Below are 24,754 nucleotides of genomic sequence, written 5' to 3'. Positions count from 1 at the left end.
GGCCGGCGCAGGCGTTTCACGGTGCTCCACTTGCTAGGGACTTACGGGCGGTACATACGTGCGGTACTCACGTGCGGTACAGGGCCGGTACGGCCCCCTTCCATCCTGCTCCCCGCGTCGGCGATCGGGAATCCCGCATACCGCTCTCACTGTCATCACGTTCCGCGATAGCCTGACAGGCATGTACGACCCCTCCCATCTGCGCACCTTCCTCTCGGTGGCACAGACGCTGAGCTTCACGCAGGCCGCCCGGCGGCTCGGGCTGCGGCAGTCCACCGTCAGCCAGCACGTGCGGCGGCTGGAGGACGCCACCGGCCGGACGCTGTTCACCCGGGACACGCACTCGGTGGAGCTCACGGAGGACGGCGAGGCCATGCTCGGGTTCGCGCGCCGGATCCTGGAGGTGCACGAGCAGGCGACGGCGTTCTTCACGGGCACCCGGCTGCGCGGCCGGCTGCGCTTCGGCGCGTCGGAGGACTTCGTGCTGACCCGGCTGCCCGAGATCCTCGAGGGCTTCCGGCACGACCACCCGGAGGTCGACCTGGAGCTCACGGTCGAGCTGTCGGGCACGCTGCACGAGCAGCTCGCCGCCGGGAAGCTGGACCTCGTCCTGGCCAAGCGGCGGCCGGAGGACCCGCACGGCGAGCTGGTCCGGCACGACAGGCTGGTGTGGATCGGCGCGGAGCGCCTCCGGCTCGACCCGGACCGTCCCGTGCCGCTCATCGTCTATCCGCCGCCGGGCATCACCCGCGCGCTCGCCCTGGAGGCGCTGGAGCGGCAGGGCCGCGAGTGGCGCGTGGTGTGCACGAGCGGCTCTCTCAACGGCCTCGTCGCCGCGGCCCGGGCGGGGCTCGGCGTGATGGCCCACTCCCGCGGCCTCATCCCGCCCGGCCTGGTCCGCGTCCCGGACCGGGCGGGGCTGCCGGAACTCGGGCAGGTGGACTTCGTCGTGGTCCACGGCCGGCGGAGCCCCGCCGCCCGGGGCGCGGCGGATGCCCTGGCCGCGGCGATCCTGTCGGGCGGCGACCGACTGAACCGGAGTGACGAAATCCGCCCCCGGGGCGCTGACAGAAGAGACGGCCGGGCACCGCGCACAACGAGCCTCGGGCCGTAGGGGGTCGTACAGATTCGGTGGAGATTACGGCTCCGAAACTTACTCAACCGTCAGGATTCTGTCCGACCCTTCCCCATGTGAGCGCATTTTCCCGCCCTGACCAGTGCGGACAAGACCGCTGCTCGTCTTCGCCACCCCTCCCGCCCTCTGCCCGGTTGGGGTAGCTTTCACGGCGCTGTGCGGAGCGTCACTCGACAAGAGCGCTGAGGAGCGGGGAGCGGGGTTTGCGCGAGTTCACCAACCCTCCGTTGGCGTTGGCACCTCCGGTGGGCGGTCTGGCCGACGTGGTCTTCGAGCATGCCCAGGAGGACCCGCTGCACATCGCGCTGGGCCGCAAGGACGAGTCCGGGCAGTGGCGGGACGTCACCAGCGCCGAGTTCCGTGACGAGGTGCTCGCCCTGGCCAAGGGCCTGCTGGCGAGCGGCATCCGGTTCGGCGACCGCGTCGCGATCATGTCCCGTACGCGCTACGAGTGGACGCTGTTCGACTACGCGCTGTGGACCATCGGCGCCCAGGTCGTGCCGGTCTATCCGACGTCCTCGGCCGAGCAGTGCTTCTGGATGCTGTACGACGCCGAGGTGACGGCCGCGGTCGTGGAGCACGAGGACCACGCGATGACGATCGCCACCGTCATCGACCGGCTGCCGCAGCTTCGCCGCCTGTGGCAGCTCGACTCCGGCGCCGTGCACGAGCTGTACGACGCCGGCGCGAGCCTCGACGACGAGGTGGTGCACCGCCACCGGCAGGCCGTCACCCCCGACTCGGTCGCCACGATCATCTACACCTCGGGCACCACCGGCCGCCCCAAGGGCTGTGTCATCTCGCACGGCAACTTCATGTACGAGGCGGACACCGTCATCGAGCGCTGGGAGCCGGTGTTCCACTCCAAGCGGGGCGACGAGGCCGCCACCCTGCTGTTCCTGCCGCTCGCCCATGTCTTCGGGCGGATGGTCCAGGTCGCCGGGATCCGCGGCAAGGTGAAGTTCGGCCATCAGCCGCAGCTCAACGCGGCGGCCCTGCTGCCCGACCTGGCCGCGTTCAAGCCGACGTTCTTCCTGGCCGTGCCGTACATCTTCGAGAAGGTGTTCAACGCGGCCCGCCGCAAGGCCGAGAAGGAGGGGCGCTCCGGCCCGTTCGAGAAGGCCGTCGACATCGCCATCAAGTACGCGGACGCGATCGAGGCCAAGGCCTGGGGCATCGGCCCCGGCCCCTCCGCCGGCCTGCGCATGCAGCACCAGCTCTTCGACAAGCTCGTCTACGCCAAGATCCGCGCCGCGATGGGCGGGCGCATCAAGCACGCCATGTCGGGCGGTTCCGCCATGGACCGGCGGCTCGGCCTGTTCTTCGCCGGGGCGGGCGTGCACATCTACGAGGGCTACGGCCTGACCGAGTCCACGGCCGCCGCGACCGCCAACCCGCCCGGACGCACCCGGTTCGGCACGGTCGGGCAGCCCATCCCGGGCATGACCGTGCACATCGCGGACGACGGCGAGATCTGGCTGCACGGCCAGAACGTCTTCCAGGGCTACCTCAACAACCCCAAGGCCACCGACGAGACCCTGCACGACGGCTGGCTGGCCACCGGCGACCTCGGCGCGCTCGACGAGGACGGCTACCTCACCATCACCGGCCGCAAAAAGGAGATCCTGGTCACATCGGGCGGCAAGAGTGTTTCGCCCGGCGTGCTGGAGGAACGCGTCCGTGACCATCCACTGGTCAACCAGTGCATCCTCGTCGGCAACGACCGCCCGTACATCGCCGCCCTCGTGACCCTCGACCAGGAGGCCGTGGAGCACTGGCTGACGATGCGGGGCAAGCCGCGGATGTCCGCGGCGGAGCTGGTGCGGGACGCGGATCTGGAGACGGAGGTGCGGCGCGCGGTGGTCGCGGCCAACACCCTTGTCTCGCAGGCCGAGTCGATCCGCACCTTCCGCATCCTGGCCCAGCCGTTCACCGAGGAACACGGGTTGCTGACCCCGTCCCTGAAGCTGAAGCGCAAGGCGATCGAAAAGGCGTACGAGAAAGAGGTCGAGGCGCTGTACCGGGCGTGAATTGCCAGGTGACAGATGAATCGCGCGCCTGAATTCTCCCGTCAGGAATGCATCACGGCTCGTGATCGTTGACGATGGGACGTACACCTGACCACAAACCGAAGGATCGAGAGCTCGTGAGCAAGGTCCCCCCGATCATCCTGAACAACGGCGTCGAGATGCCCCAGCTGGGCTTCGGCGTCTGGCAGGTGCCGGACGACGAGGCCGCGTCGGCCGTCGCGACGGCGCTGGAGGCCGGGTACCGCAGCATCGACACCGCGGCGATCTACGGCAACGAGGAGGGCACGGGCAAGGCCATCGCCGAGTCCGGTCTTCCGCGCGAGGAGCTCTTCGTCACGACGAAGCTCTGGAACGCCGACCAGGGGTACGACTCCACGCTGCGCGCCTTCGACACGTCGCTGGAGAAGCTCGGCCTGGACTTCGTCGACCTGTACCTGATCCACTGGCCGCTGCCGGCCCGGGACACCTACGTCGACACGTACAAGGCGTTCGAGAAGCTGCACGCCGACGGCCGGATCCGGGCCATCGGTGTCTCCAACTTCCTTCCCGAGCACCTGGAGCGGCTGATCGGCGAGACGTCGGTCGTCCCGGCCGTGAACCAGATCGAGCTGCACCCGCACCTCCAGCAGAACGCCGCCCGTGAGTACCACGCGGAGCAGGGCATCGCCACGGAGGCCTGGTCGCCGCTCGGCCAGGGCAAGGGCCTGCTGGAGGTCCCGGCGATCGTGGCCATCGCCCGGAAGCACAACCGCACTCCGGCCCAGGTCGTCCTGCGCTGGCACATCCAGCTGGGCAACGTGGTCATCCCGAAGTCCGTGACGCCGGCACGGATCAAGGAGAACATCGAGGTCTTCGACTTCAGCCTGGACACGGAGGACCTGGCGGCCATCAGCGCCCTCAACGAGGACCGCCGCCTGGGCCCGGACCCGGCGACGTTCGACGGCGCCTGAGAGGTAACCCCCCTCACCTCTACGACTGCCCGCAGCTCACTTAGCTGCGGGCAGTCGTGCCTCCCCCAGTGCCTTAAGGGCGTGGGAGGTACCCCCCTCGTATCAACCGGCAGCCCCACTACCCCGCCCGCACCGCCGTGTGCACCGTATGCGCCTCCAGCACGAACACGTCCGCCCGCCGGTGCAGACTCGCCTCGTCGTCGGGGTCGAGCAGCCGATCAAGAGTCGCGAGATCCTCCACGTCGAGCACGCCCCCGAGCCTCTCGCGCATGTGTGACAGAGACGCCACGACATAGGCCCGGGCCCGCTCCGAGGCAGGCGCGGGCAGGTCGAGCAGGAACGTGTGCGTCCTGGTGTGCTTCAGCCCCGCGGCGGCCAGCAGCCCCGGCCAGTCCTCCGTCTCCGCGACATGGCCCGGCAGCTCCGCCCGCATCCGCGTGAACCACTCCGCCTCCACCGCGTCGATCCGCGCCTGGAGCCCGGGCCTGCCGATGCCGATGTCGCGCGGCAGGTACCGCGGGGGCAGACCGCCCTCCATCAGGGCCAGCGTGCCGCCGGGCGCAAGCCGCGCCGCGAAGGCGGTGAGCCCGGCCCTCTGGTCGCCGAGGTGGTGCAGGCTGCGGCTCGCCCAGAGCAGGTCGGCGGGGTAGTCCAACTCGTCCAGTACGTCGGGGAGTTCACCGACGATGGTGCTGAAACGGTCGGCGACCCCCAGCCGCTCGGCGCGTGCCCGCGCCCGTTCCAACAGCGACTCGGAGCCGTCCACCGCGACGATCCGCGCGCCCGGGAACGTCTCGGCGAACAGACACGACACGACGCCCGGCCCGCTGCCCGCGTCGACGATCAGGCCCGGCTCGGTCACCTCCCGCGCCAGCCAGGCCATGGCCCGCTCATACAGGGACGCGAACAGCTCCGCCTGTGACTCCAGCCTCGGGCCCATCTCGGCCCAGTCGATGTCCGTATGGCCGTGGTGGTGGCCGTGCGCGTGGTTGTGGTTGTGGTCGTGGTCGTGGTCGTGCGCCATGGTGGTCAGCCTCTCCCTCGGATGCCGCCAGCCTGCGCCGACGCACCGGGAGAAGGCCACTGCTCTTGCCGCTCCCGCAAAAGGGATCCGCCGGGGCCGGAGCCCCGGCGGATCCGTGGGGACGGGGTGTCAGCCGGTCAGGACAGCGGCGGGTACGCGTTCTGCATCAGCTGCCGGAACTGGGCGGAGAACCAGTGCCCGGACAGCGGCGCGTCCGGCAGAGCACCCGACGGGTTGTTGCCGTTGCGCGGGTTGCCCTCGTACGTCGGGTCGCACATCCGGTCGAAGCCCTTGCCCTCCGGGTTCGGGATCTCCTTGCTCGCCCCGTCGGACTCGCCCGGCGGCTTCATCCACACGTACGCGTCGATCCCGGCGGCCGGGCTGGCCTTCGGGCGTTCGCCGAGGCCGGCTCCGGACTGGTTGCACCAGTTGCCGGGGTTGATGCGGCGGTCGTAGCGGCCGCCGTCGACGTAGGTGTCGACGGTGGTCTGGGCGCCGGGGCCGGTGGGCCGGGCGGTGCCGCCCCAGCCATTGCGGGAGGTGTCGATCAGCATGCCGATGCCGGAGTTGAAGCCGACCGAGACCAGCTGGTTGCGGAAGGCCTGGGCGAAGGACAGCTCGTCGACGTAGCGGTTCCAGTCGACCCAATTCGACTCGCGGACGGACTTGCCGGCCACGTTGTCGTTGATGGAGAAGTGGTCCTCCTTCAGGGCGCTGTAGTTCGCCGTGTTGGTGATGAAGCCGTGGACGTCGTTGACGGTCGCGCCCTCGGCGGACGCCGCCTCCTTGAACAGGGTCGCGGAGGGAGCGAAGTTGTCGTCCCAGCCGATCCAGCCGTGGTGGCCGGCGTCGACGTAGTTGTAGACGTTCGGCACGTCGCCGAGCTTGTTCAGCGCGTAGCCGACGCCCTTGATGTAGTTGCCGTTGGCCTTCATCACGTCGCACTGCGGGGTGGCCGTCGGGCGGCTGCCGGTGTTGGTGACGAGGTTCGGCAGCGAGTCGATCTCGACGGTCGTGACGATCCGCAGCGAGGAGTACTTCGAGTCGGCGAGGATCGCCTTGATCGGGTCGATGTACTCCGTCTTGTACCGGCCGATCTCGTCGGGCTTCAACTCTCCGTTGGAGGCGAGGGCGGCGCAGTCACGGCCGGGCAGGTTGTAGATGACGAGCTGGACGACGAGCTCGCCGGAGCCCTTCTGGCGCAGCGCCTCGTCGAGGTGGGCGCGCAGGCCCATCTTGCCGCCGGTGCCGTTGATCGCCGCGATCCGGTCCAGCCAGACACCGGTCGGCTGGTTGGCGATACGGCTGCCGCCCGGCTCGGCGGCGGCGTTCGCGGACCACTCGGGGTTCACGTACACCTTGGCGCCGTCGTAGGGGTTGTTGACCCGGTTGGCGGGGCCGCCCGGGTCCGGCGGATCCGTGGGGCCGCCGGGACCGCCGCTGTCGACGTTGCAGGTCACGCCGTCGAGGGTGAAGGTGGCCGGGATCGCGTTGCTGCCGCTGTAGGAGCCCTGGAAGCCGAAGCTGACCGAACCGCCCGTCGCGAGCTGGGCGTTGTAGCTCTCGTTGGCCACGGTGACGTCGGCGCCGCTCTGGCTGATCTTGGCGTTCCAGCCGCTGGTGACCTTCTGGTTGCCGGCGTACGACCACTTCAGCGACCAGGACGACTTCGCGGCACTGTTGTTGGTGATGGTCACGGCGGCGGTGAAGCCGGTGTTCCACTGGTTCTGCACCTTGTAGTCGACGGTGCAGGGGACGGCGGCGGTGCCGATGCCGTCCGGGTCGACGGCGAACGCCGTGCCGGTCGCTCCGGCGACCAGGGCCATGGCGGCCAGTAACGCTGTTCTCGTACGGCTCATGAGTGCGGGTTTCCCTTTCGGTGGTGGGGGTGTCAGCCGTTCAGGGCGCGCTCCGACAAGGACATGAGGAACCCGGCACCGGCACTCGCGCAGCCGGGGACGACCGCGAGGGCGGCGGCTATAAGTACTGAACGCGAGGGGTGTCGCATGAGCGACTCCGTGCAGGTCGGGCCCGCCGTGACGGACGCGTCGACTGATGGAACCGCTCCCACTGGTGTCAAGGAAGGTAGCGCCAAGTGTCGGCAAAGAACAGGGGAGTCACTGACTTTCGCTCAACACACGGCGTCGAATCTTTTCGACTCTTCAAGGACCTTGACCGATACCAGACCCGTCCTCACTATGGGAGCGCTCCCACTGGTTCAAGCCTTGACTTCTCCGAGCCGCAAGGAGGAACCAGCACCATGCATCCCCCACCCCGGAAACGGAGAGCCGTGCGGCGTCTGTGGACCGCCGCGCTCGCGGCTCTCGCGCTTCCGTTGACGATGCTCTCCTCAGGGTCGACCACCGCGCAGGCGGCCGCACTTCAGTGCAGTGTCGATTACAAGACGAACGACTGGGGCTCCGGCTTCACCGCGGACCTGACCCTCACCAACCGCGGCACGGACGCCATCGACGGCTGGACGCTGACCTACGCCTACTCCGGCAACCAGAAGCTGGGCAACGGCTGGAACGGCACGTGGTCGCAGTCCGGCCAGAACATCACCGTCAAGAACGCCGCCCACAACGCGCGGGTCGCCGCGGGTGCCGCCGTCTCCACCGGTGCCCAGTTCAGCTACAGCGGCAACAACACCGCGCCCACGTCCTTCGCGGTCAACGGCACCCCCTGCACCGGCGCTCACCAGCCGCCGATCGCCGTGCTGACCAGCCCGGCCGCCGGCGCCGTCTACACCCAGGGCGAGGCGGTCCCGCTGGCGGCCACCGCGGCCGCCGCGGACAACGCCACGATCAGCAAGGTGGAGTTCTACGACGACACCAAGCTGCTGGGCACGGACACGAGTGCGCCCTACGCGCTGTCCGTCTCGAATCTGACCGTGGGCAGTCATTCCCTGGTGGCGAAGGCCTACGACAGCATGGGCGCCTCCGCCGATTCCACGCCGGTCGGCATCACCGTGGCCTCCGGCCCCACCGTCGTCGCCTCGCCGGTCCAACTGGGCGTCCAGTCGGGCAAGTCGGGCACGTACGAGGTGAAGCTGTCCAAGCAGCCGTCCTCCAATGTGACGGTGACGTCGGCCAGGGCGAGCGGCAACTCGGGCCTGTCGGTCACGGGCGGCGCCTCGCTCACCTTCACCCCGCAGAACTGGAACACCGCGCAGAAGGTGACCGTCAGCGCGGCCGACTCCGGCAGCGGCTCGGCCGTGTTCGAGTCGACGGCAGCGGGTCACGCCAAGGCCTCGGTCACCGTCACCCAGCTGGCGGCGAGCAAGGCGTACGACGCCCGCTTCCTCGAGCTGTACGGGAAGATCACCAACCCGGCGAACGGCTACTTCTCCCCCGAGGGCATTCCCTACCACTCGGTCGAGACGCTGATCGTCGAGGCGCCGGACCACGGCCACGAGACCACCTCGGAGGCGTACAGCTACCTCCTGTGGCTCCAGGCCATGTACGGCAAGGTGACGGGTGACTGGTCCAAGTTCAACGGCGCGTGGGATCTCATGGAGAAGTACATGATCCCCACCAAGGCCGACCAGCCGACCAACTCCTTCTACAACGCCTCCAAGCCGGCGACCTACGCGCCCGAGCTGGACACGCCGAACGAGTACCCGGCCAAGCTCGACACCGGCGTCTCGGTCGGCCCGGATCCGATCGCGGCCGAGCTGAAGAGCGCGTACGGCACGGACGACGTCTACGGCATGCACTGGCTCCAGGACGTCGACAACGTCTACGGCTACGGCAACTCGCCCGGCAAGTGCGAGGCGGGACCCTCGGACACCGGCCCGTCGTACATCAACACCTTCCAGCGCGGCTCGCAGGAGTCGGTGTGGGAGACGGTGCCGCAGCCGACCTGCGACGCCTTCAAGTACGGCGGCAAGAACGGCTATCTGGACCTGTTCACCGGTGACGCCTCCTACGCCAAGCAGTGGAAGTTCACCAACGCGCCGGACGCCGACGCGCGCGCCGTGCAGGCCGCCTACTGGGCGGACCTGTGGGCGAAGGAGCAGGGCAAGGGCGGGCAGGTCTCCGGGACCGTCGCCAAGGCGGCCAAGATGGGCGACTACCTGCGCTACTCCATGTTCGACAAGTACTTCAAGAAGATCGGCAACTGCGTCGGACCCTCCACCTGCCCGGCGGGCACCGGCAAGGACGCCTCGATGTACCTGATGTCCTGGTACTACGCCTGGGGCGGCGCCACCGACACCTCGGCCGGCTGGTCCTGGCGCATCGGCTCCAGCCACGCCCACGGCGGCTACCAGAACCCGCTGGCCGCCTACGCGCTGAGCAACTACGCCCCGCTGAAGCCCAAGTCGGCGACGGGCGCGGCCGACTGGGCCAAGTCCATGGACCGGCAGCTGGAGTTCTACCGCTGGCTCCAGTCGGACGAGGGCGCCATCGCCGGCGGCGCGACCAACAGCTGGGCGGGCCGGTACGCGACCCCGCCCGCCGGGAAGTCGACGTTCTACGGCATGTACTACGACGAGAAGCCCGTGTACCACGACCCGCCGTCCAACCAGTGGTTCGGCTTCCAGGCGTGGTCCATGGAGCGGGTCGCCGAGCTGTACCAGCAGACGGGGAACGCGCAGGCCAAGACGGTCCTCGACAAGTGGGTCGACTGGGCGCTGTCCAAGACCACGTTCAACCCGGACGGCACGTTCCGTATCCCGTCGACGCTCCAGTGGTCGGGCCAGCCCGACACCTGGAACGCCTCCAGCCCCGGCTCCAACAGCGGGCTGCACGTCACCGTCGCCGACTACACCAACGACGTCGGTGTGGCGGCCGCGTACGCCAAGACCCTGACGTACTACGCCGACCGCTCCGGTGACACGGAGGCCGCGGCGGCGGCGAAGAAGCTGCTGGACGGTATGTGGGCGAACCACCAGGACGACCTCGGGGTCGCCGTCCCGGAGAACCGCGCGGACTACAACCGGTTCGACGACCCGGTGCCCGTCCCCAGCGGCTGGACGGGGACGATGCCGAACGGTGACGCGATCAACTCGTCGTCGACGTTCGACTCGATCCGGTCCTTCTACGAGGACGATCCCGCCTGGTCGAAGATCGAGAGTTATCTCGCCGGCGGTGCGGTGCCGTCGTTCACGTACCACCGGTTCTGGGCTCAGGCGGATATCGCGCTGGCCATGGGCTCGTACGCGGAGCTTCTCGAATAGCCCCCGCCGGGCGCTCCGCGGGTGGCGCGGGGACTTCGGCTGCCGGTCCGTTGTGGCTGGTCGCGCAGTTCCCCGCGCCCCCGAACAGCGTCCGAAGCTCTGCGTACATGGCCCCGCACCTGACGCGGGGCCACGGTCGGGCGGCTCCACCCGCATGGGAGCCGCCCGGCCCTCGCACGTTCTCCCCCCTCACGGAAGGACCCCCACCGTGCGAAGAACCCGCATACTCACGGCCGTGCTGGCGCTGGCGGCCGGGCTGTTGTCGGGCGCTCCCGCCGCCCTGGCCGCCGATCCGCCGTCGGTGAAGATCGCTGCCGACACCTACTCCTGGAAGAACGCGCGGATCGACGGGGGCGGATTTGTCCCCGGGATCGTCTTCAACCGGTCCGAGAAGAACCTCGCCTACGCCCGTACCGACATCGGCGGTGCCTACCGGTGGCAGGAGGCCTCGAAGACCTGGACGCCGCTGCTGGACTCCGTCGGCTGGGACGACTGGGGGCACACGGGGGTCGTCAGCATCGCGTCCGACTCCGTCGATCCGGACAAGGTGTACGCGGCGGTCGGTACGTACACCAACAGCTGGGATCCGAAGAACGGTGCGGTCATGCGCTCCGCCAACCGGGGGGCGAGCTGGCAGAAGGCGAACCTGCCGTTCAAGCTGGGCGGCAACATGCCGGGGCGGGGCATGGGCGAGCGGCTGGCCGTCGACCCGAACCGCAACAGCGTGCTGTATCTGGGGGCTCCCAGCGGCAAGGGGCTGTGGCGGTCGACGGACTCGGGCGTGACCTGGTCGCAGGTGACGAACTTCCCCAACGTCGGCAACTACGTGCAGGACCCGAGTGACACCAGCGGCTACGCGTCCGACAACCAGGGCATCGTCTGGGTCACCTTCGACGAGTCCACGGGCACGTCGGGCAATGCCACGAAGACGATCTACGTGGGGGTCGCCGACAAGGACAACGCGGTGTACCGCTCGACGGACGCGGGCGCGACCTGGCAGCGGCTGGCCGGGCAGCCCACCGGCTACCTCGCTCACAAGGGCGTCCTGGACGCGAAGAACGGCCATCTCTACCTCGCCTACAGCGACAAGGGCGGCCCGTACGACGGCGGCAAGGGCCAGCTGTGGCGGTACGCGACCGGGACCGGTACCTGGACGGACATCAGCCCGGTGGCGGAGGCCGACACGTTCTACGGCTTCAGCGGGCTGACGGTGGACCGGCAGAAGCCCGGCACGGTGATGGCGACCGCGTACAGCGCCTGGTGGCCGGACACGCAGATCTTCCGCTCCACGGACAGCGGCGCGACCTGGACCAAGGCGTGGGACTACACGTCGTACCCCAACCGCGAGAACCGCTACACGATGGACGTCTCGTCCTCGCCGTGGCTGACCTGGGGCGCCAACCCGCAGCCGCCCGAGCAGACGCCGAAGCTGGGGTGGATGACGGAAGCCCTGGAGATCGACCCGTTCAACTCGAACCGCATGATGTACGGGACGGGCGCGACGATCTACGGCACCGAGAACCTCACGAACTGGGACGGCGGCGGGAAGTTCGCCGTCAAGCCGATGGTGCAGGGGCTGGAGGAGACGGCGGTCAACGACCTCGCCTCTCCCCCGTCCGGTGCCCCGCTGCTCAGCGCGCTCGGCGACGTCGGCGGTTTCCGCCACACGGATCTGACGAAGGTCCCGTCGATGATGTTCACGCAGCCGAACTTCACGACGACCACGAGCCTGGACTTCGCCGAGTCGAACCCGAACACGGTCGTCCGGGTCGGCAACCTCGACTCCGGTCCGCACATCTCGTTCTCGACGGACAACGGCGCCAACTGGTTCGCGGGGACCGACCCCTCGGGCGTGAGCGGCGGCGGCACGGTCGCGGCGGCGGCCGACGGCAGCCGGTTCGTGTGGAGCCCGCAGGGCGCCGGCGTGCACCACACGACGGGCTTCGGCACCTCGTGGCAGGCGTCCGGCGGGATCCCCGCCGGGGCGATCGTCGAGTCGGACCGCGTCGATCCGAAGACCTTCTACGGCTTCAAGTCGGGGAAGTTCTACGTCAGTACGGACGGCGGCGCGACGTTCAAGGAGTCACCGGCCACGGGCCTGCCCGGCGGTGACAGTGTCCGCTTCAAGGCGCTGCCCGGCGGGAAGGGCGACGTCTGGCTGGCGGGCGGCGCGAGCGACGGGGCGTACGGCCTGTGGCACTCGACGGACGGCGGCACGAGCTTCACGAAGCTGCCGAACGTAGAGCAGGCCGACACCATCGGGTTCGGCAAGGCGGCACCCGGGGCCTCCTACCAGACGCTCTACACCAGCGCGAAGATCGGCGGCGTGCGCGGCGTCTTCCGCTCCACGGACAAGGGCGCGAGCTGGACACGCATCAACGACGACGCCCACCAGTGGGGCTGGACGGGTGCGGCCATCACCGGTGACCCGAGGGTGTACGGCCGGGTGTACGTGGCGACCAACGGCCGTGGCGTCGTCTACGGCGACAGCTCCGACGGCGGCACCACGGGCCCCGGGCCCGGCCCCGACCCGGCCGGTGCCTGCAAGGTGACGTACAAGGTCACCAGCCAGTGGTCGGGCGGCTTCCAGGCGGACGTGCAGGTCACCAACACCGGCACCAGCCCGTGGAACGGCTGGTCCCTGGCCTGGTCCTTCACCGACGGCCAGAAGCTGACCCAGGCGTGGAACGCCGAGGCAGCGCAGTCGGGTTCGGCGGTGACGGCGAAGAACGTCGGCTGGAACGGCAACGTGGCGGCGGGCTCGTCCGTGAGCTTCGGCTTCACGGCGAACTCGTCGGGGACGAACGCGAAACCGACCGCGTTCAAGCTGGGTGACCAGAGCTGCACGGTGGCCTGACCCCGCTTCCGAGGGCGTATGCCGGAGACGGCATACGCCCTCGGCTTTCTCACGGGGTGTAGACGGTGGGGCGGGGAGCCGTCGGCATGTTGTTGCCGATGAAGAAGCTCGGGTGCGGGGGCTGGTTGTAGGCGGTGTTCTGCCATGAAAGGGCCGTGCGGTACTGCGTGTCGTGGAGCAGGGTCGTGATCTTCGTGCTGGTCTCGTGCGGGGTCGAGTAGATGCGCAGGGCCTTGTTGTCGCTGGTGCGCCAGACGACCTCCTCGCGCCAGTCGCCGAGGATGTCGCCGGAGAGCGCCGGTGTGGACTTGGTGCCGTTGTTGGAGGAGACGCCGGACCCGGTCAACAGGCGGGTGTCGCCGGAGGTGCCGTACTTGTCGATGCGGGTGCCGTCGAGGAGTTCGCGGACGGGGTCGCCGTCCCACCAGGACAGGAAGTTGATGCTGGACGGCTCCCGGCCGAGGGACGCGCCGGTCGCCGAGCGCAGGGTCGTGTCCGCGGCGGACCAGGCCTCGGCGCCCGCGCTGCCGGCGTAGACGTCGGCGGCGACTCCGCGGCCGTTGTCGGAGCCCGACGCCGTCTGCCACAGGACCTGGCCGGTGCGGGCGTCGGCCATCCAGGAGCCGGGTTTGCTGGAGTCCTCGGAGACCTTGAAGTACTCCAGACCCGCGCGGGACGGGTTGAGGTCCCCGACATGACCGGCGTCGCCGTGGCCCAGCTTCGTGGTCCACAGGCCGTTGCCGTTGTCGTCGACGGTCATGGCGCCGTAGACGATCTCGTCCTTGCCGTCGTTGTCGACGTCGGCGACGGACAGGCTGTGGTTGCCCTGGCCGTCGTAGCCCTTGCCGCTGTTGGTGGAGGAGCTGGTGTCGAAGGTCCAGCGGCGGGTGAAGGAGCCGTTGCGCCAGTCCCAGGCGGCGATCACCGTGCGGGTGTAGTAGCCGCGCGCCATGATCAGGGACGGGCGGGAGCCGTCGAGGTAGGCGGTGCCGGCGAGGAAGCGGTCGACGCGGTTGCCGTAGTTGTCGCCCCAGGAGGAGACGTTGCCCCGGGCCGGGACGTAGTCGACGCTCTGCATCGCCTTGCCGGTCTGGCCGTTGAACATGGTCAGGAACTCGGGGCCGGAGAGCACGTAGCCGCTGGAGTTGCGGTGGTCGGCCGTGGAGCTGCCGATGACCGCGCCGGTGCCGTCGCGGGTGCCGTCGGCGGTCTTCATGGCGACCTCGGCCTTGCCGTCGCCGTCGTAGTCGTAGACCTGGAACTGGGTGTAGTGGGCGCCGGAGCGGATGTTGCGGCCCAGGTCGATGCGCCACAGCCGGGTGCCGTCGAGCTTGATGCCGTCGACGATGGTGTTGCCGGTGTAGCCGGACTGGGAGTTGTCCTTGGCGTTGGTCGGCTGCCACTTCAGGACGATGTCCAGGGCGCCGTCGCCGTCCAGGTCACCCAGGGAGGCGTCGTTGGCCTCGTAGGTGTACGCCGAGTTGCCCGGGGCGGTGCCACCGGCCGGCGGGGAGAGGGGGACGTCCTTGTAGCCGGTGCGGAACTGGACCGCGTGCACCGAGTCGCCCTGCTCCACGCCGTTCACGATCGCGCGGACGGTGTAGTCGGCGTGCGAGGAGGCGCCGGAGTGGAAGTAGTTCGTGGAGCCGGTGACCGGGGTCGGGTTGACCTTCGTACCGGCCCGGTAGACGTTGAACGACACGTCGTTCGGGTCGGTTGCCAGCCAGCGCCAGCTCACCAGGTTGCCGCTGCCGGTGTGGACGCTGACCACACCCCGGTCCAGCTTCTCGACCTGGCGGGCGGTGGCGGCCGCGGCCGTGTCGTCGGTGGCGAACGTGGTCAGGCCTGCGCCGACGAGCGCCGCCGTGGCTGCGGCGACGGGGAGGAGCAGACGGCGTCTGCGGTGCCTGTGCGGGTGCTTCACGGGACGGACCTCCTGGAAGGACGGGCGGGTTCCGCCTCTCAGTCGCCGCCGGGTGCGCGGGAGTTGCCGTACCGCTGCGCCAGTTCGGCCACGGTCCGGGCGATCCTCGACCGCAGTTCGTCCGGAGCCAGCACCTCGATGGCCGTGCCCAGGCGCAGGAACTCGGCGTGGGCGTGGTCGACGGACTCGATGGGGACCGTGGCACGTGTCCAGCCGTCGTCGTCCGTACGTCCGTCGCGCCGTACGGCCTCCCCCGCCGGGCCGGTGAGCGTCGTTCCCGGGGCCAGCCGCACCACCGCCTCGCCGCGGTGGAGCCGGTCGTGGAAGCCGCGCTGGTACGCCGCCCAGTACGCGGCCAGGTCGAAGCCCTCGGGGCGGGCGAACACCTCTTCACGAGTGGTGAGTTCGAGAATCTGGTCGACCCGGTAGGTACGTGGTCCGGGCCCCGCGACGACGTACCAGCGGCCCGCCTTCAGCACCAGCCCGTACGGCTCCAGACGACGCTCCACATCGGTGGGCTCGCGCCAGCGGCGGTACAGGACGTGCAGCACGCGGCTGCTCCAGACGGCGTCCGCGACGGCCGGGAGGTGAGGGGCGTCGTCGGCGTCCGCGTACCAGCCGGGGGCGTCCAGGTGGAAGCGGCCACTGATCCGGTCGGCGTGCGCGCGCAGCTCCGCCGGCAGGGCGGCGCGCACCTTGAGCTGGGCCGCGGCGAGCACGGAGCCGAGACCGAGCTGGGCGGCGGGGCCGGGGGCGCCCGCGAGGAAGAGGGCCTCGGCCTCGTCGGCGGTGAGGCCCGTCAGCCGCGTGCGGTAGCCGTCGAGCAGGCGGTATCCGCCGGCGTGGCCCGCGTCGCCGTACAGCGGAACCCCGGCGGCACCGAGGGCCTCCACGTCCCGGTAGACGGTACGGACCGAGACCTCCAGCTCCTCGGCGAGCTGCGCGGCGGTCATCCGGCCGCGGGTCTGGAGCAGCAGGAGGATCGAGACGAGTCGGCTGGACTTCACTGACACAGGATGTCAGGGAAGCGGCTCTAACGTCCCGCCATGCCTTTCACGGAGAAACTGCTGACCGCGCCACCGCCGATCGAGGTGGCGGGCCGGTGGATCAAGCGCTACCACGTCACCGCCGATCCGGCGGGGATCGCGCCCGAGGTGGAGAAGGCGGCGTACGCGCTCCTGCCCGAGCTGCTGCCGGAGCCGGACGGCACCTCGCCGGCGACGTTCCTCGTGCTGCACCGGGGCGGTGACGACGGCGCCTATCTCAACGCGTACAGCTGGGTGTGGGACAACGTGCTGCACTTCGGCGGCGCGGCGGCGGGCCAGCCGGTCCTCGGCTGCCCGGACCGCGACCCCACGCACTTCGTCAGGCCCGGCCCGCCGTGGATCGGCTGCGTCTGGGAGCTGCCGCCGATCCTGCACGAACGCGACGCCTGGGTGCGGCACATGCTCACCCCGGACGTCCCCGACCTCGACGCCTATCTGGCCGACCGTCTGCCCGAGGGAACCACAGGAGACCGCTCATGAGCAGCCCGCACGACTTCGACTTCTTCCACGGCGCCTGGAACGTCCAGCACCGCCGCCGCACCGATTTCCTCGACCCCGGCAGCGACTGGGAGGAGTTCCCGGGCCGGAGCGAGTGCCGGCCGCTGTTCGACGGGGCCGCCAACATCGACGAGATCGACATGCCGCACCTGGGCGCGAAGGGGCTGACGCTGCGGCTGTTCGACCCGGTCCGTGAGGAGTGGTCGCTGAACTGGGCGTCCAGCCGCAGCGGGACCCTCTTCCCTCCGGTCTTCGGCCGTTTCAAGGGCCTTAGGGGCGAGTTCCAGGGCGACGACACCTACGACGGCAAGGACGTGCGGGTGCGATTCGTCTGGTCCGGGATCTCCCCGGCCACCGCCCGATGGGAACAGGCGTTCTCCGTGGACGGCGGAGAGACCTGGGTGACCAACTGGATCATGGAGTTCACCCGGGCTCGAGAGCCCCGCACGGCTTCCGGAACGCCCGGAGCGTGAAGAACGGGTCGGGGCGGGGTCTGTCCTGGTCGGGGAGTTCCGCCAGCCGGGCGGCGAAGCCGTCGGCGAACGGGTGGCCGGGCGGCAGGGTGACGAACCAGCCGCGGCGCAGGTCGGCGACCGTACGGCGCGGGCTGCGGCCCTGACCGTGGCCGCGGAAGCGGGCCTGCCCGGCCGGGACCAGGCCGTGGCCGGCGGCGTAGGACTCCACGTCCGCCGCCGCGTCCCGGACCGGGCTGGGCGGGCGCGAGGACAGGACGACATCGATGTCACTGCCCACGTTGTGGGAGGCGGCCTTGTCGACCGTGGTGACCCAGACGCCGCCGGGCCGCAGCACCCGCGCGCACTCGCCGACGATGGTCCGGACGTCGGCGGGCCCGGCGGCCAGGTGCAGCAGCCACACGCTGCACACGGCGTCGAACTCGCCGTCCCGGAAGGGCAACCGGCGGCTGTCGCCGAGCACCACGGCCCCCGGCAGCCGGGCGGTGGCCTGCCGGGCCATCGCCGGGGCGAGGTCCACGCCGGTCACCCGCATGCCCTCGCGCGCGGCCGCGAGCCGGCGGGTCACGATGCCGGTGCCGCAGGCGACGTCGAGCAGGCTGCGCGCGTCCGGCGGCACGAGGCTCAGCACCGCCGCCGCGGCGGCGGCCGCCCTGGGCTCGCCGCCGCGGGAGGCGTCGTACCGCTCCGCTTCCTTGTCGTAGTCGAGCACCCGGTCAGTGTGCCCCGTGCCCGGGCGCCAGGTCCTCCACCCTGCGGGCGAGCTCGAAGTCCTTCTCGGTGACGGCGCCGCCCGCGCTGTGCGTGTGCACGGCCAGGGACACCGAGTTGTAACCGAGCGTGAGGTCGGAGTGGTGGTCGAGCTCCTCCTGGACCTGGGCGATGTGCACGACCATCGCCGTCGCCGCGAAGTGCGAGCCGAGCCGGTAGGAGCGGGTCAGGCGGTCCCCGTCGAGCGACCAGCCCGGCAGCTCGGCCAGCCGGTCCTCGACCTCCTTCTGCGACAGCGGTTCGACGGGCATGGGCAGCGCTCCTTCCCTGGCTCCGGTGTCCTCTTCTCCCTCCTCAGCCTGCCACAGCGGGGCGTGCGAGGCCCTGGTCGGAGCGGTGTGCCTGTCCGGCGCCACCGGTTCTCGATTACGGTCCCGGCATGACCACTCATCCGTCCACCACCGACCAGGGCGTGGGGCCGCTGCTGCGGGCCTGGCGGGAGCAGCGCCGGGTCAGCCAGCTGGAGCTGGCGCTGCGCGCGGACTCCTCGGCCCGGCACATCAGCTTCATCGAGACCGGCCGCTCCCGGCCCAGCGAGGAGATGGTGCTGCGGCTGGCCGAGCACCTGGACGTGCCCATGCGCGAGCGCAACGCGCTGCTGCTGGCGGCCGGTTACGCCCCGCGCTATCCCGAGACGCCCCTGGGCGACCCGGCGCTGGGCGCGCTGCGTGAGGGCATCGAACGGCTGATCGGAGGCTACGAGCCGTATCCGGCGCTGGTGGTGGACGCGCTGTACGACGTCGTGGCGGCCAACCGGGGGATCATGACGCTGATCGACGGCGTCTGCGAGACGCTGCTCGAACCACCGCTGAACGCGATGCGGCTCGCCCTGCACCCGCGGGGCCTGGCGCCGCGCATCCGCAACCTGCGCGCCTGGCGCGGGCACCTGCTGGAGCAGATGGAGCGGCAGATCGCGCTGCACCGCTCCGAGCCGCTGCGGGCGCTGTACGAGGAGGTGGCGGCGTATCCGGTGCCCGCCGCGGATCCGGCGGAGGAGCCCTCGGAGCCGGTGCCGTACTTCGCGCTGCCGCTGCGGATCGAGCACGAGGGGCGGACGCTGTCGTTCATCTCCTCGATCTCCACGTTCAACACCCCGATGGACGTGACCGTCGCCGAGCTGGCCATCGAGACGCTTCTCCCGGCCGACCCGGCGACGGTCAAGTACCTTCAGTCGCTTCTGCCCTGACGGGCCCTCAGGGCCATGTACTGGAGGGCGGCGAACCCGGCCACGGTCAGGGACTGGAGCACCGTCCACACAGCGCCCGCCGTGCTCGGCGTCAGCCACAGCGCCAGGGCCACGAGGCTCACGGCCGTCCAGGCGAGGTTGGCCTCCACGACAGCCCGCACGCCGAGCGCCGGCGGCTGCCGGCGGGAGGCCAGCAGGCCCACGCCCGCCGCGTAGGCGGTGAGGAACGCGCCCAGTGCGAGCAGCAGCGTGGAGTCCACTCCGAGGAAACGGCCGAGCGGGCCGGAGAACGCGAGGTAGGCGAGCGCGTTGGCGCCGGTCACCACCGCGTCCAGGGCGAGGAAGCGGCGCAGCGCCGACTGCGGCGCACTGGTCCGGGCGAGTGTGGCGAGCTGGGTCGCGGACATGGTGAGTCACCCTCCGTCGGGTCGTGGTGCGCGAGCCGGTACCCGGGTCCCGGGCCGGAGTGCGCCGGCCCGGGACCCGGTGCGTTCACGATCCCGTCCCGGGCGCGCCCGGTCGATTACCCCCGGGGTAATGCCCCGGCGACACGTCCGTTTTCCCGCGATCTTCTCGCCCGCGGCCCTGTGAGACCGACGTCGGAACGTGACAGACTGATCGCAGGCTTGGGCACGTTGGGGAGGCGTGGCGTGAGTGAACGGCGGGCCGCACCGACCGTGGGCCAGGTGGTGCTGGGCAAGAGGTTGCAGGAGCTGCGCGAGGCCGCGGGCCTCAGTCGTGACGAGGCCGCCCGGGTGCTGCGCGTCGCCCCCGCGACGGTCCGGCGGATGGAGACCGCCGACGTGGCGCTCAAGATCCCGTACGTGCAGATCCTGCTGACCGCCTACGGCGTGCCCGAGGACGAGGTGACCGCGTTCGTCGAGCTCGCCGAGGAGGCGAACCGGCCGGGCTGGTGGCAGCGGTTCCACGACGTGCTGCCGGAGTGGTTCAGCCTGTACGTGAGCCTGGAGGGCGCCGCCCGGATCATCCGGTCCTACGAGCCGCACTTCGTGCCGGGGCTGTTGCAGACCGAGGGGTACGCGCGTGCGGTCCTGAAGGCCGGCACGATCGGCAACTCCGGGCCGGAGGCCGTGGAACGGCATGTGTCGCTGCGCATGGAGCGGCAGCGGCTGCTGGAGCGGCCCAACCCGCCGCACCTGTGGGTGATCATGGACGAAACGGTGCTGCGGCGCCCGGTGAGCGTCGACGGCCAGGTGATGCGGGACCAGCTCGACAAGCTGCTGGAGTACTCCGAGCGGGATCGCGTCACGCTCCAGATCGCCGAGTTCAAGGACGGCCCGCACCCGGGGACGTACGCGCCGTTCTCCCTGTTCCGCTTCGCCGAGCCCGAACTGCCCGACATGGTCTTCACCGAGTACCTGACCGGCGCGCTCTACCTCGACTCCCGCAAGGAGGTCTCCGCCCATCTGGAGGTCCTCGACCACATGACGGCGGGCGCCGCCTCCACGCAGCGCACCGACAAGCTCCTGCGGGAGTACCGCGAGACCTACTGAGCGAGGCCCCTCGCGCGCGGGCCGTGACCCGTACGGGCGTCGCCGACGGGTGCGCTCCCCCGCCCGCCCCTAGCGTCGTCTGCACGGGGCGCGGCACAGAGCGCACGCCAAGGAGGTCAGATGCCCGGCTTCGAGCTGCTGTACCAGGCGGCCGCGCTGTGCCTGACGTATCCCGGCGACGAGTTCCGCGCCCGGCTGCCGCTGCTGCGCGAAGCCGCCCCGCAGCTAAGGGAGTTCGCCGACCACGCGGCCGTCACCGAGCCGCGGGAACTGGCCGCCCACTACCTCCAGGTCTTCGAGAGCGCGGACGGCCACAGTCTGTACCTCAGCCGCTGGCGCGAGTTCTCACCGGCCCGCTTCCAGGAGCTCTACAGCTCCCACGGCCTGGAGCTCACCGGCGAGGAGCTGCCCGACTTCCTGCCCGCGGTACTGGAGTTCACCGCCCGCACCGGCAACACCGTCTTGCTGACGGAGCACCGGGCCGGACTGGAGCGACTGCGCTCCGGACTGGCCGACTCCGGCACTCCGTACGCGTCCGTCGTCGACGCCGTGTACGCGACGCTACCGCCCGCGCAAAACCGAGCCACGCCTGCGGGAAACTAGGCCGCCCCGCCCTTCTTGTCTCCCTGCTCCTTCTCCTCGTCCACGATCTCCGCGTCGACGACTCCCTCTTCCTCCCCTTCTTCGCGCCGGGCGCCGGAGGATTCCTCGGTGGGTGTCTGCTGGGCCTGGGCGTACATGGCCTGGCCCATCTTCTGGCTGACCGAGGCGAGTTTCTCGACGGCGGCGCGCAGGGCGGCGGTGTCCGCCTGCTGTTCGAGCTGTCCCTTCACCTCGGTGATGGCCGACTCGACCTCGCTCTTGGTGTCGGCCGGGATCTTGTCGCCGTTGTCGCGGAGGAACTTCTCGGTCTGGTAGACGAGTTGCTCGGCCTGGTTGCGGGTCTCGGCGGCCTCGCGGCGCTTGCGGTCCTCCTCCGCGTACTGCTCGGCCTCGCGCATCATGCGGTCGATGTCGTCCTTGGGCAGGGCCGAGCCGCCGGTGACGGTCATCTTCTGCTCTCGGCCGGTCGCCAGGTCCTTGGCGGAGACGTGCATGATGCCGTTGGCGTCGATGTCGAAGGCCACCTCGATCTGCGGCACGCCGCGCGGCGCCGGCGGCAGGCCCGTCAGGTCGAAGACGCCGAGCTTCTTGTTGTACGCGGCGATCTCCCGCTCGCCCTGGTAGACCTGGATGCCGACCGAGGGCTGGTTGTCGGCGGCGGTGGTGAAGATCTCCGAACGCCGCGTGGGAATCGTCGTGTTGCGTTCGATGAGCTTCGTCATGATGCCGCCCTTGGTCTCGATGCCCAGGGACAGCGGGGTGACGTCGAGCAGCAGCACGTCCTTGACGTCGCCGCGCATGACACCCGCCTGGAGCGCGGCACCGAGGGCCACGACCTCGTCCGGGTTGACGCCCTTGTGCGGTTCCTTGCCGGTGAGTTCCTTGACCAGGTCGGTCACCGCGGGCATCCGTGTGGAGCCGCCGACGAGGATCACGTGGTCGACCGCCGAGAGCTTCACACCGGCGTCCTGGACCGCCTGGTGGAAGGGCGCCTTGCAGCGGTCGAGCAGGTCGGCGGTGAGCTCCTGGAACTGGGCCCGGGTCAGCTTCTCGTCGAGGTGCAGCGGCCCCTCGGCGGAGGCCGTGATGTAGGGCAGGTTGATCGTCGTCTCGGTGGAACTGGACAGCTCGATCTTGGCCTTCTCGGCGCCCTCGCGCAGCCGCTGCACCGCCATCTTGTCGTTGCCCAGGTCGACGCCGTACTGCCCCTTGAAGCGCTTGACCAGGTACTCGACGACCCGCTGGTCCCAGTCGTCGCCGCCGAGGTGGGTGTCGCCGTTGGTGGCCTTCACCTCGATGACGCCCTCGCCCATCTCCAGCAGCGACACGTCGAAGGTGCCGCCGCCGAGGTCGAAGACGAGGACGGTCTGGTCGTTCTCCTTGTCCAGGCCGTAGGCCAGCGCCGCCGCCGTCGGCTCGTTGATGATCCGCAGCACCTTCAGGCCCGCGATCTCACCGGCCTCCTTGGTGGCCTGCCGCTGGTTGTCGTCGAAGTACGCCGGGACGGTGATCACCGCGTCGGTGACGTCCTCGCCGAGGTAGGACTCCGCGTCCCGCTTCAGTTTCTGGAGCACGCGCGCGGACAGCTCCTGCGCCCGGTAGCGGGTGCCGTCGATGTCGCCCTGGTCGGGGAAGCGCCAGTGCGCGTCACCCATGTGGCGCTTGACCGAGCGGGCGGTGCGATCCACGTTCGTCACGGCCTGCCGCTTGGCCACCTCCCCGACCAGCACCTCTCCGTTCTTGGCGAACGCCACGACCGAGGGTGTGGTTCTGGCTCCTTCCGCGTTGGCGATGACAGTGGGCTCGCCGCCTTCCAGCACGGCGACCACCGAGTTCGTGGTTCCGAGGTCGATCCCGACCGCACGTCCCATCGCTGTCCCCTTCCGCCAGGGCGCTCTCACAATCCAGCACAAAACTTGAGTGCGCTGTTGTCAATGGCGCGAGGGGGTGAGGGGCCCGCGGAGCGCCACGGCCCGCCGGGGCCGGTCGGTGACGAGGACGTCCACGCGCGGGTGGGTGAGGAAGGCCCGCATCAGGGTGTCGTCGTTGACGGTCCACACCATGGTGAACAGGCCGTGCCGGGTCGCCTCCCGCAGCACGGTGGTCCTGGCCAGCCGCTGGTGCACGGCGACGCCGTGGGCCCCGCAGGCCCGGATGCGCCGGGCCGGGAACAGCTCGCTCAGCCGGGTCCCGGGCAGCCGGGCCAGGGCCAGCTCCCTGCGGTCGCGCCCCAGGGACAGCGCGGTACGCACCCTGGGGAAGGCCTGCGTGACCGCGGCCACGGAACAGTCCTCCAGCGTCGTCACGACGAGCCCGTCCGCGCCGAGCAGGGCCACCGCCCGGTCGATCACCTCCCGCTCGTAGCCCACCTCCTTCAGGTCCAGGTGCGCCACGAGCTTCCCGGCGATCAGCGCCATGACCTCGTCCACCACCGGGACGTCGTATCCGGCCCGCTCGCTCAGCTCGGCGTGTGTGAGCGCGGCCAGCGGCGGCCCGGTGTGCCCGGCCCGGGCGTCGTGGTAGACGACGAGGACGCCGTCCCCCGTGCGGCGGATGTCGAACTCGACGTACTCCGCGCCGGACGCCAGCGCGTCCTCGTACGCCTGCCAGGTGGCGGGTCCGGCGCGCTCGGAGCCGCCCCGGTGGGCGGAGACGGCGGGGCGTGGCGTCATGGTCGTCGGCTCCCGGAGGGCGAGCGTGGCGGCGGGGGCGAAGCGGCCGTAGTCGTGGCGGTCGACGAGGGCGCCGAGGGGGTGTCCGTACAGTCCCGTCGTCCGCCCGGAGGGCGGGCCCGGCGGAGTGCCTGCCGGGCGTCGCCGGGCAGGCGGGACTGTGCGGACATCCCCTCGGGCGGTGTCGCGGGGGCACAGCCGGCCGGAGAGGCTGAACAGCAGGAGGACGCGGGTCCGGTCGCGGGTGGCGGAGTCGAGCACCGTCGCGCTGGTGGACGTTCCCGGCGGCATCGCGTTCCTTCCGGACCGACGGCGTCAGAGCGTCTGGTTCATACCCCCGGCGCGGTGGGCGAATCGACGACGTCGCGCGGGCCGCGCCCCTGGTGGGCGGGCCCGCGCGACGCGGGTGGGGCTGTTTCAGGCGAGCTTGGCGGTCAGGGTGATGGGCGTGGCCTTGAGGGCCTGGCTGACCGGGCAGCCGACCTTGGCCTCCTCGGCGGCGGCGAGGAAGGCCGCCTCGTCCATGCCGGGGACGGTGCCCTCGACGGTGAGGTGGATGCCGGTGATGCCCTCGCCGGGCTGGAAGGTGACGTCGGCGGAGGTCACCAGCTTGGTCGGCGGGGTGCCGGCCTTGTCGAGGATGTTGGAGAAGGCCATCGAGAAACAGCTGGAGTGGGCGGCGGCGATCAGCTCCTCCGGGCTGGTCTTCCCGCCCGGCTCCTCGGTACGGGCCGCCCAGGAGACCGGCTGCTCGGCGAGGATGCCGGAGGAGTCGAAGGTGACAACGCCGTTGCCCTTGAAGAGGTTGCCTTCCCAAACGGTGTGTGCGGAGCGCGTGGCTGCCATGTCGCATCCTTTCGATGAGTATCCGGAAACCGTGACCGGGTTCCTG

20 protein-coding genes are annotated in these 24,754 nt (G+C 70.4%); 10 read left to right on the top strand and 10 right to left on the bottom strand.

Annotation, left to right across the window (positions count from 1 at the left end):
• Positions 1–181: 181 nt before the first annotated feature.
• The 3 genes from CP976_RS36070 to CP976_RS36060 all read left to right on the top strand — a co-directional run bounded on the left by CP976_RS36070 (position 182) and on the right by CP976_RS36060 (position 4,115).
• The gene (locus CP976_RS36070; RefSeq protein WP_150484090.1) at positions 182–1,114 is read left to right on the top strand and encodes a LysR substrate-binding domain-containing protein; all 933 of its coding nucleotides are present in this window, start codon (positions 182–184) and stop codon (positions 1,112–1,114) included.
• Positions 1,115–1,338: 224 nt separating this feature from the next.
• The gene (locus CP976_RS36065; RefSeq protein ID WP_150484089.1) at positions 1,339–3,165 is read left to right on the top strand and encodes an AMP-dependent synthetase/ligase; all 1,827 of its coding nucleotides are present in this window, start codon (positions 1,339–1,341) and stop codon (positions 3,163–3,165) included.
• 158 nt (positions 3,166–3,323) lie between these two features.
• Positions 3,324–4,115 carry an aldo/keto reductase gene (locus CP976_RS36060; protein ID WP_208838978.1) on the top strand — a complete coding sequence of 264 codons (792 nt, stop codon included), beginning with the start codon at positions 3,324–3,326 and terminating at the stop codon, positions 4,113–4,115.
• A gap of 118 nt (positions 4,116–4,233) precedes the next feature.
• On the opposite strand, the gene CP976_RS36055 is transcribed toward CP976_RS36060, so the two are convergent.
• Positions 4,234–5,139 (bottom strand): class I SAM-dependent methyltransferase, encoded by a 906-nt coding sequence (locus tag CP976_RS36055; RefSeq protein ID WP_150484087.1) that lies wholly within the window; start codon positions 5,137–5,139, stop codon positions 4,234–4,236.
• 137 nt (positions 5,140–5,276) lie between these two features.
• Entirely contained in the window at positions 5,277–6,998 is a 1,722-nt protein-coding gene (locus CP976_RS36050) for a glycoside hydrolase family 6 protein (protein ID WP_150484086.1), read from the bottom strand.
• Between the two features lie 401 nt (positions 6,999–7,399).
• Here CP976_RS36050 and CP976_RS36045 point away from each other — a divergent pair, with 401 nt between their 5' ends.
• Together CP976_RS36045 and CP976_RS36040 are read left to right on the top strand one after the other, a co-directional pair.
• A complete protein-coding gene (locus tag CP976_RS36045; protein WP_150484085.1) occupies positions 7,400–10,318 on the top strand; it encodes a glycoside hydrolase family 48 protein in 2,919 nt (972 codons plus the stop codon).
• A 208-nt stretch (positions 10,319–10,526) separates the two neighbouring features.
• Positions 10,527–13,175 (top strand): cellulose binding domain-containing protein, encoded by a 2,649-nt coding sequence (locus CP976_RS36040; RefSeq protein WP_150484084.1) that lies wholly within the window; start codon positions 10,527–10,529, stop codon positions 13,173–13,175.
• Positions 13,176–13,224: 49 nt separating this feature from the next.
• Here the strand turns inward: CP976_RS36040 and CP976_RS36035 are convergent, their stop codons facing one another.
• Positions 13,225–15,099 (bottom strand): rhamnogalacturonan lyase, encoded by a 1,875-nt coding sequence (locus CP976_RS36035; protein ID WP_150484083.1) that lies wholly within the window; start codon positions 15,097–15,099, stop codon positions 13,225–13,227.
• Positions 15,100–15,137: 38 nt separating this feature from the next.
• Positions 15,138–16,106, bottom strand: coding sequence for a helix-turn-helix transcriptional regulator (locus CP976_RS36030; RefSeq protein WP_150484082.1), 969 nt, complete (start codon positions 16,104–16,106; stop codon positions 15,138–15,140).
• A 39-nt stretch (positions 16,107–16,145) separates the two neighbouring features.
• Between CP976_RS36030 and CP976_RS36025 the strand changes: the two genes are divergently transcribed.
• On the top strand, positions 16,146–16,625 hold the full coding sequence (locus CP976_RS36025; RefSeq protein ID WP_150484081.1) for a hypothetical protein: 480 nt from the start codon (positions 16,146–16,148) through the stop codon (positions 16,623–16,625).
• Positions 16,622–17,116: a hypothetical protein gene (locus CP976_RS36020; protein WP_150484080.1), complete on the top strand. Its 495-nt coding sequence runs from the start codon at positions 16,622–16,624 to the stop codon at positions 17,114–17,116. Before CP976_RS36025 ends, CP976_RS36020 begins: the two co-directional genes overlap by 4 nt.
• Here CP976_RS36020 and CP976_RS36015 read toward each other — a convergent pair.
• Together CP976_RS36015 and CP976_RS36010 are read right to left on the bottom strand one after the other, a co-directional pair.
• The gene (locus tag CP976_RS36015) at positions 17,067–17,828 is read right to left on the bottom strand and encodes a class I SAM-dependent methyltransferase (protein ID WP_150484079.1); all 762 of its coding nucleotides are present in this window, start codon (positions 17,826–17,828) and stop codon (positions 17,067–17,069) included. The two genes, CP976_RS36020 and CP976_RS36015, sit on opposite strands and share 50 nt — an antisense overlap.
• Positions 17,829–17,832: 4 nt before the next feature.
• On the bottom strand, positions 17,833–18,138 hold the full coding sequence (locus CP976_RS36010; protein WP_150484078.1) for a 4a-hydroxytetrahydrobiopterin dehydratase: 306 nt from the start codon (positions 18,136–18,138) through the stop codon (positions 17,833–17,835).
• 128 nt (positions 18,139–18,266) lie between these two features.
• On the opposite strand from CP976_RS36010, the gene CP976_RS36005 reads away from it, so the two are divergent.
• Positions 18,267–19,073 carry a helix-turn-helix domain-containing protein gene (locus tag CP976_RS36005; RefSeq protein WP_150484077.1) on the top strand — a complete coding sequence of 269 codons (807 nt, stop codon included), beginning with the start codon at positions 18,267–18,269 and terminating at the stop codon, positions 19,071–19,073.
• Here CP976_RS36005 and CP976_RS36000 read toward each other — a convergent pair.
• Complete coding sequence (locus CP976_RS36000; RefSeq protein WP_150484076.1) at positions 19,055–19,480, bottom strand: hypothetical protein; 426 nt, start codon at positions 19,478–19,480, stop codon at positions 19,055–19,057. The two genes, CP976_RS36005 and CP976_RS36000, sit on opposite strands and share 19 nt — an antisense overlap.
• 243 nt (positions 19,481–19,723) lie before the next feature.
• On the opposite strand from CP976_RS36000, the gene CP976_RS35995 reads away from it, so the two are divergent.
• Both CP976_RS35995 and CP976_RS35990 read left to right on the top strand, forming a co-directional pair.
• Complete coding sequence (locus CP976_RS35995) at positions 19,724–20,587, top strand: helix-turn-helix domain-containing protein (protein ID WP_150484075.1); 864 nt, start codon at positions 19,724–19,726, stop codon at positions 20,585–20,587.
• A gap of 120 nt (positions 20,588–20,707) precedes the next feature.
• Positions 20,708–21,190 (top strand): nitrate reductase molybdenum cofactor assembly chaperone, encoded by a 483-nt coding sequence (locus CP976_RS35990; protein ID WP_150484074.1) that lies wholly within the window; start codon positions 20,708–20,710, stop codon positions 21,188–21,190.
• Here CP976_RS35990 and dnaK read toward each other — a convergent pair.
• From dnaK to CP976_RS35975, 3 genes are all read right to left on the bottom strand, one after another.
• Positions 21,187–23,061, bottom strand: a complete 1,875-nt coding sequence (gene dnaK, locus CP976_RS35985) for a molecular chaperone DnaK (protein WP_150484073.1) — start codon at positions 23,059–23,061, stop codon at positions 21,187–21,189. The two genes, CP976_RS35990 and dnaK, sit on opposite strands and share 4 nt — an antisense overlap.
• A 60-nt stretch (positions 23,062–23,121) precedes the next feature.
• Positions 23,122–24,153, bottom strand: coding sequence for a glycerophosphodiester phosphodiesterase family protein (locus CP976_RS35980; protein WP_229875645.1), 1,032 nt, complete (start codon positions 24,151–24,153; stop codon positions 23,122–23,124).
• 126 nt (positions 24,154–24,279) lie between these two features.
• Positions 24,280–24,708: an OsmC family peroxiredoxin gene (locus CP976_RS35975; RefSeq protein WP_037668927.1), complete on the bottom strand. Its 429-nt coding sequence runs from the start codon at positions 24,706–24,708 to the stop codon at positions 24,280–24,282.
• Positions 24,709–24,754: the final 46 nt, after the last annotated feature.

This window comes from Streptomyces coeruleorubidus (assembly GCF_008705135.1).
Lineage (GTDB): Bacteria > Actinomycetota > Actinomycetes > Streptomycetales > Streptomycetaceae > Streptomyces > Streptomyces coeruleofuscus.
This window is presented reverse-complemented; position numbering and strand designations above follow the sequence as displayed.

Excerpts from the sequence above, each read along its gene's own strand:
- CP976_RS36070 (WP_150484090.1), top strand. The coding sequence starts at position 182 with ATGTACGACCCCTCCCATCTGCGCACCTTCCTCTCGGTGGCACAGACG.
- CP976_RS36060 (WP_208838978.1), top strand. The coding sequence starts at position 3,324 with ATGCCCCAGCTGGGCTTCGGCGTCTGGCAGGTGCCGGACGACGAGGCC.
- CP976_RS36055 (WP_150484087.1), bottom strand. The coding sequence starts at position 5,139 with ATGGCGCACGACCACGACCACGACCACAACCACAACCACGCGCACGGC.
- CP976_RS36050 (WP_150484086.1), bottom strand. The coding sequence starts at position 6,998 with ATGAGCCGTACGAGAACAGCGTTACTGGCCGCCATGGCCCTGGTCGCC.
- CP976_RS36045 (WP_150484085.1), top strand. The coding sequence starts at position 7,400 with ATGCATCCCCCACCCCGGAAACGGAGAGCCGTGCGGCGTCTGTGGACC.
- CP976_RS36025 (WP_150484081.1), top strand. The coding sequence starts at position 16,146 with ATGCCTTTCACGGAGAAACTGCTGACCGCGCCACCGCCGATCGAGGTG.
- CP976_RS36020 (WP_150484080.1), top strand. The coding sequence starts at position 16,622 with ATGAGCAGCCCGCACGACTTCGACTTCTTCCACGGCGCCTGGAACGTC.
- CP976_RS36010 (WP_150484078.1), bottom strand. The coding sequence starts at position 18,138 with ATGCCCGTCGAACCGCTGTCGCAGAAGGAGGTCGAGGACCGGCTGGCC.
- CP976_RS36005 (WP_150484077.1), top strand. The coding sequence starts at position 18,267 with ATGACCACTCATCCGTCCACCACCGACCAGGGCGTGGGGCCGCTGCTG.
- CP976_RS36000 (WP_150484076.1), bottom strand. The coding sequence starts at position 19,480 with ATGTCCGCGACCCAGCTCGCCACACTCGCCCGGACCAGTGCGCCGCAG.
- CP976_RS35990 (WP_150484074.1), top strand. The coding sequence starts at position 20,708 with ATGCCCGGCTTCGAGCTGCTGTACCAGGCGGCCGCGCTGTGCCTGACG.
- dnaK (WP_150484073.1), bottom strand. The coding sequence starts at position 23,061 with ATGGGACGTGCGGTCGGGATCGACCTCGGAACCACGAACTCGGTGGTC.
- CP976_RS35980 (WP_229875645.1), bottom strand. The coding sequence starts at position 24,153 with ATGCCGCCGGGAACGTCCACCAGCGCGACGGTGCTCGACTCCGCCACC.
- CP976_RS35975 (WP_037668927.1), bottom strand. The coding sequence starts at position 24,708 with ATGGCAGCCACGCGCTCCGCACACACCGTTTGGGAAGGCAACCTCTTC.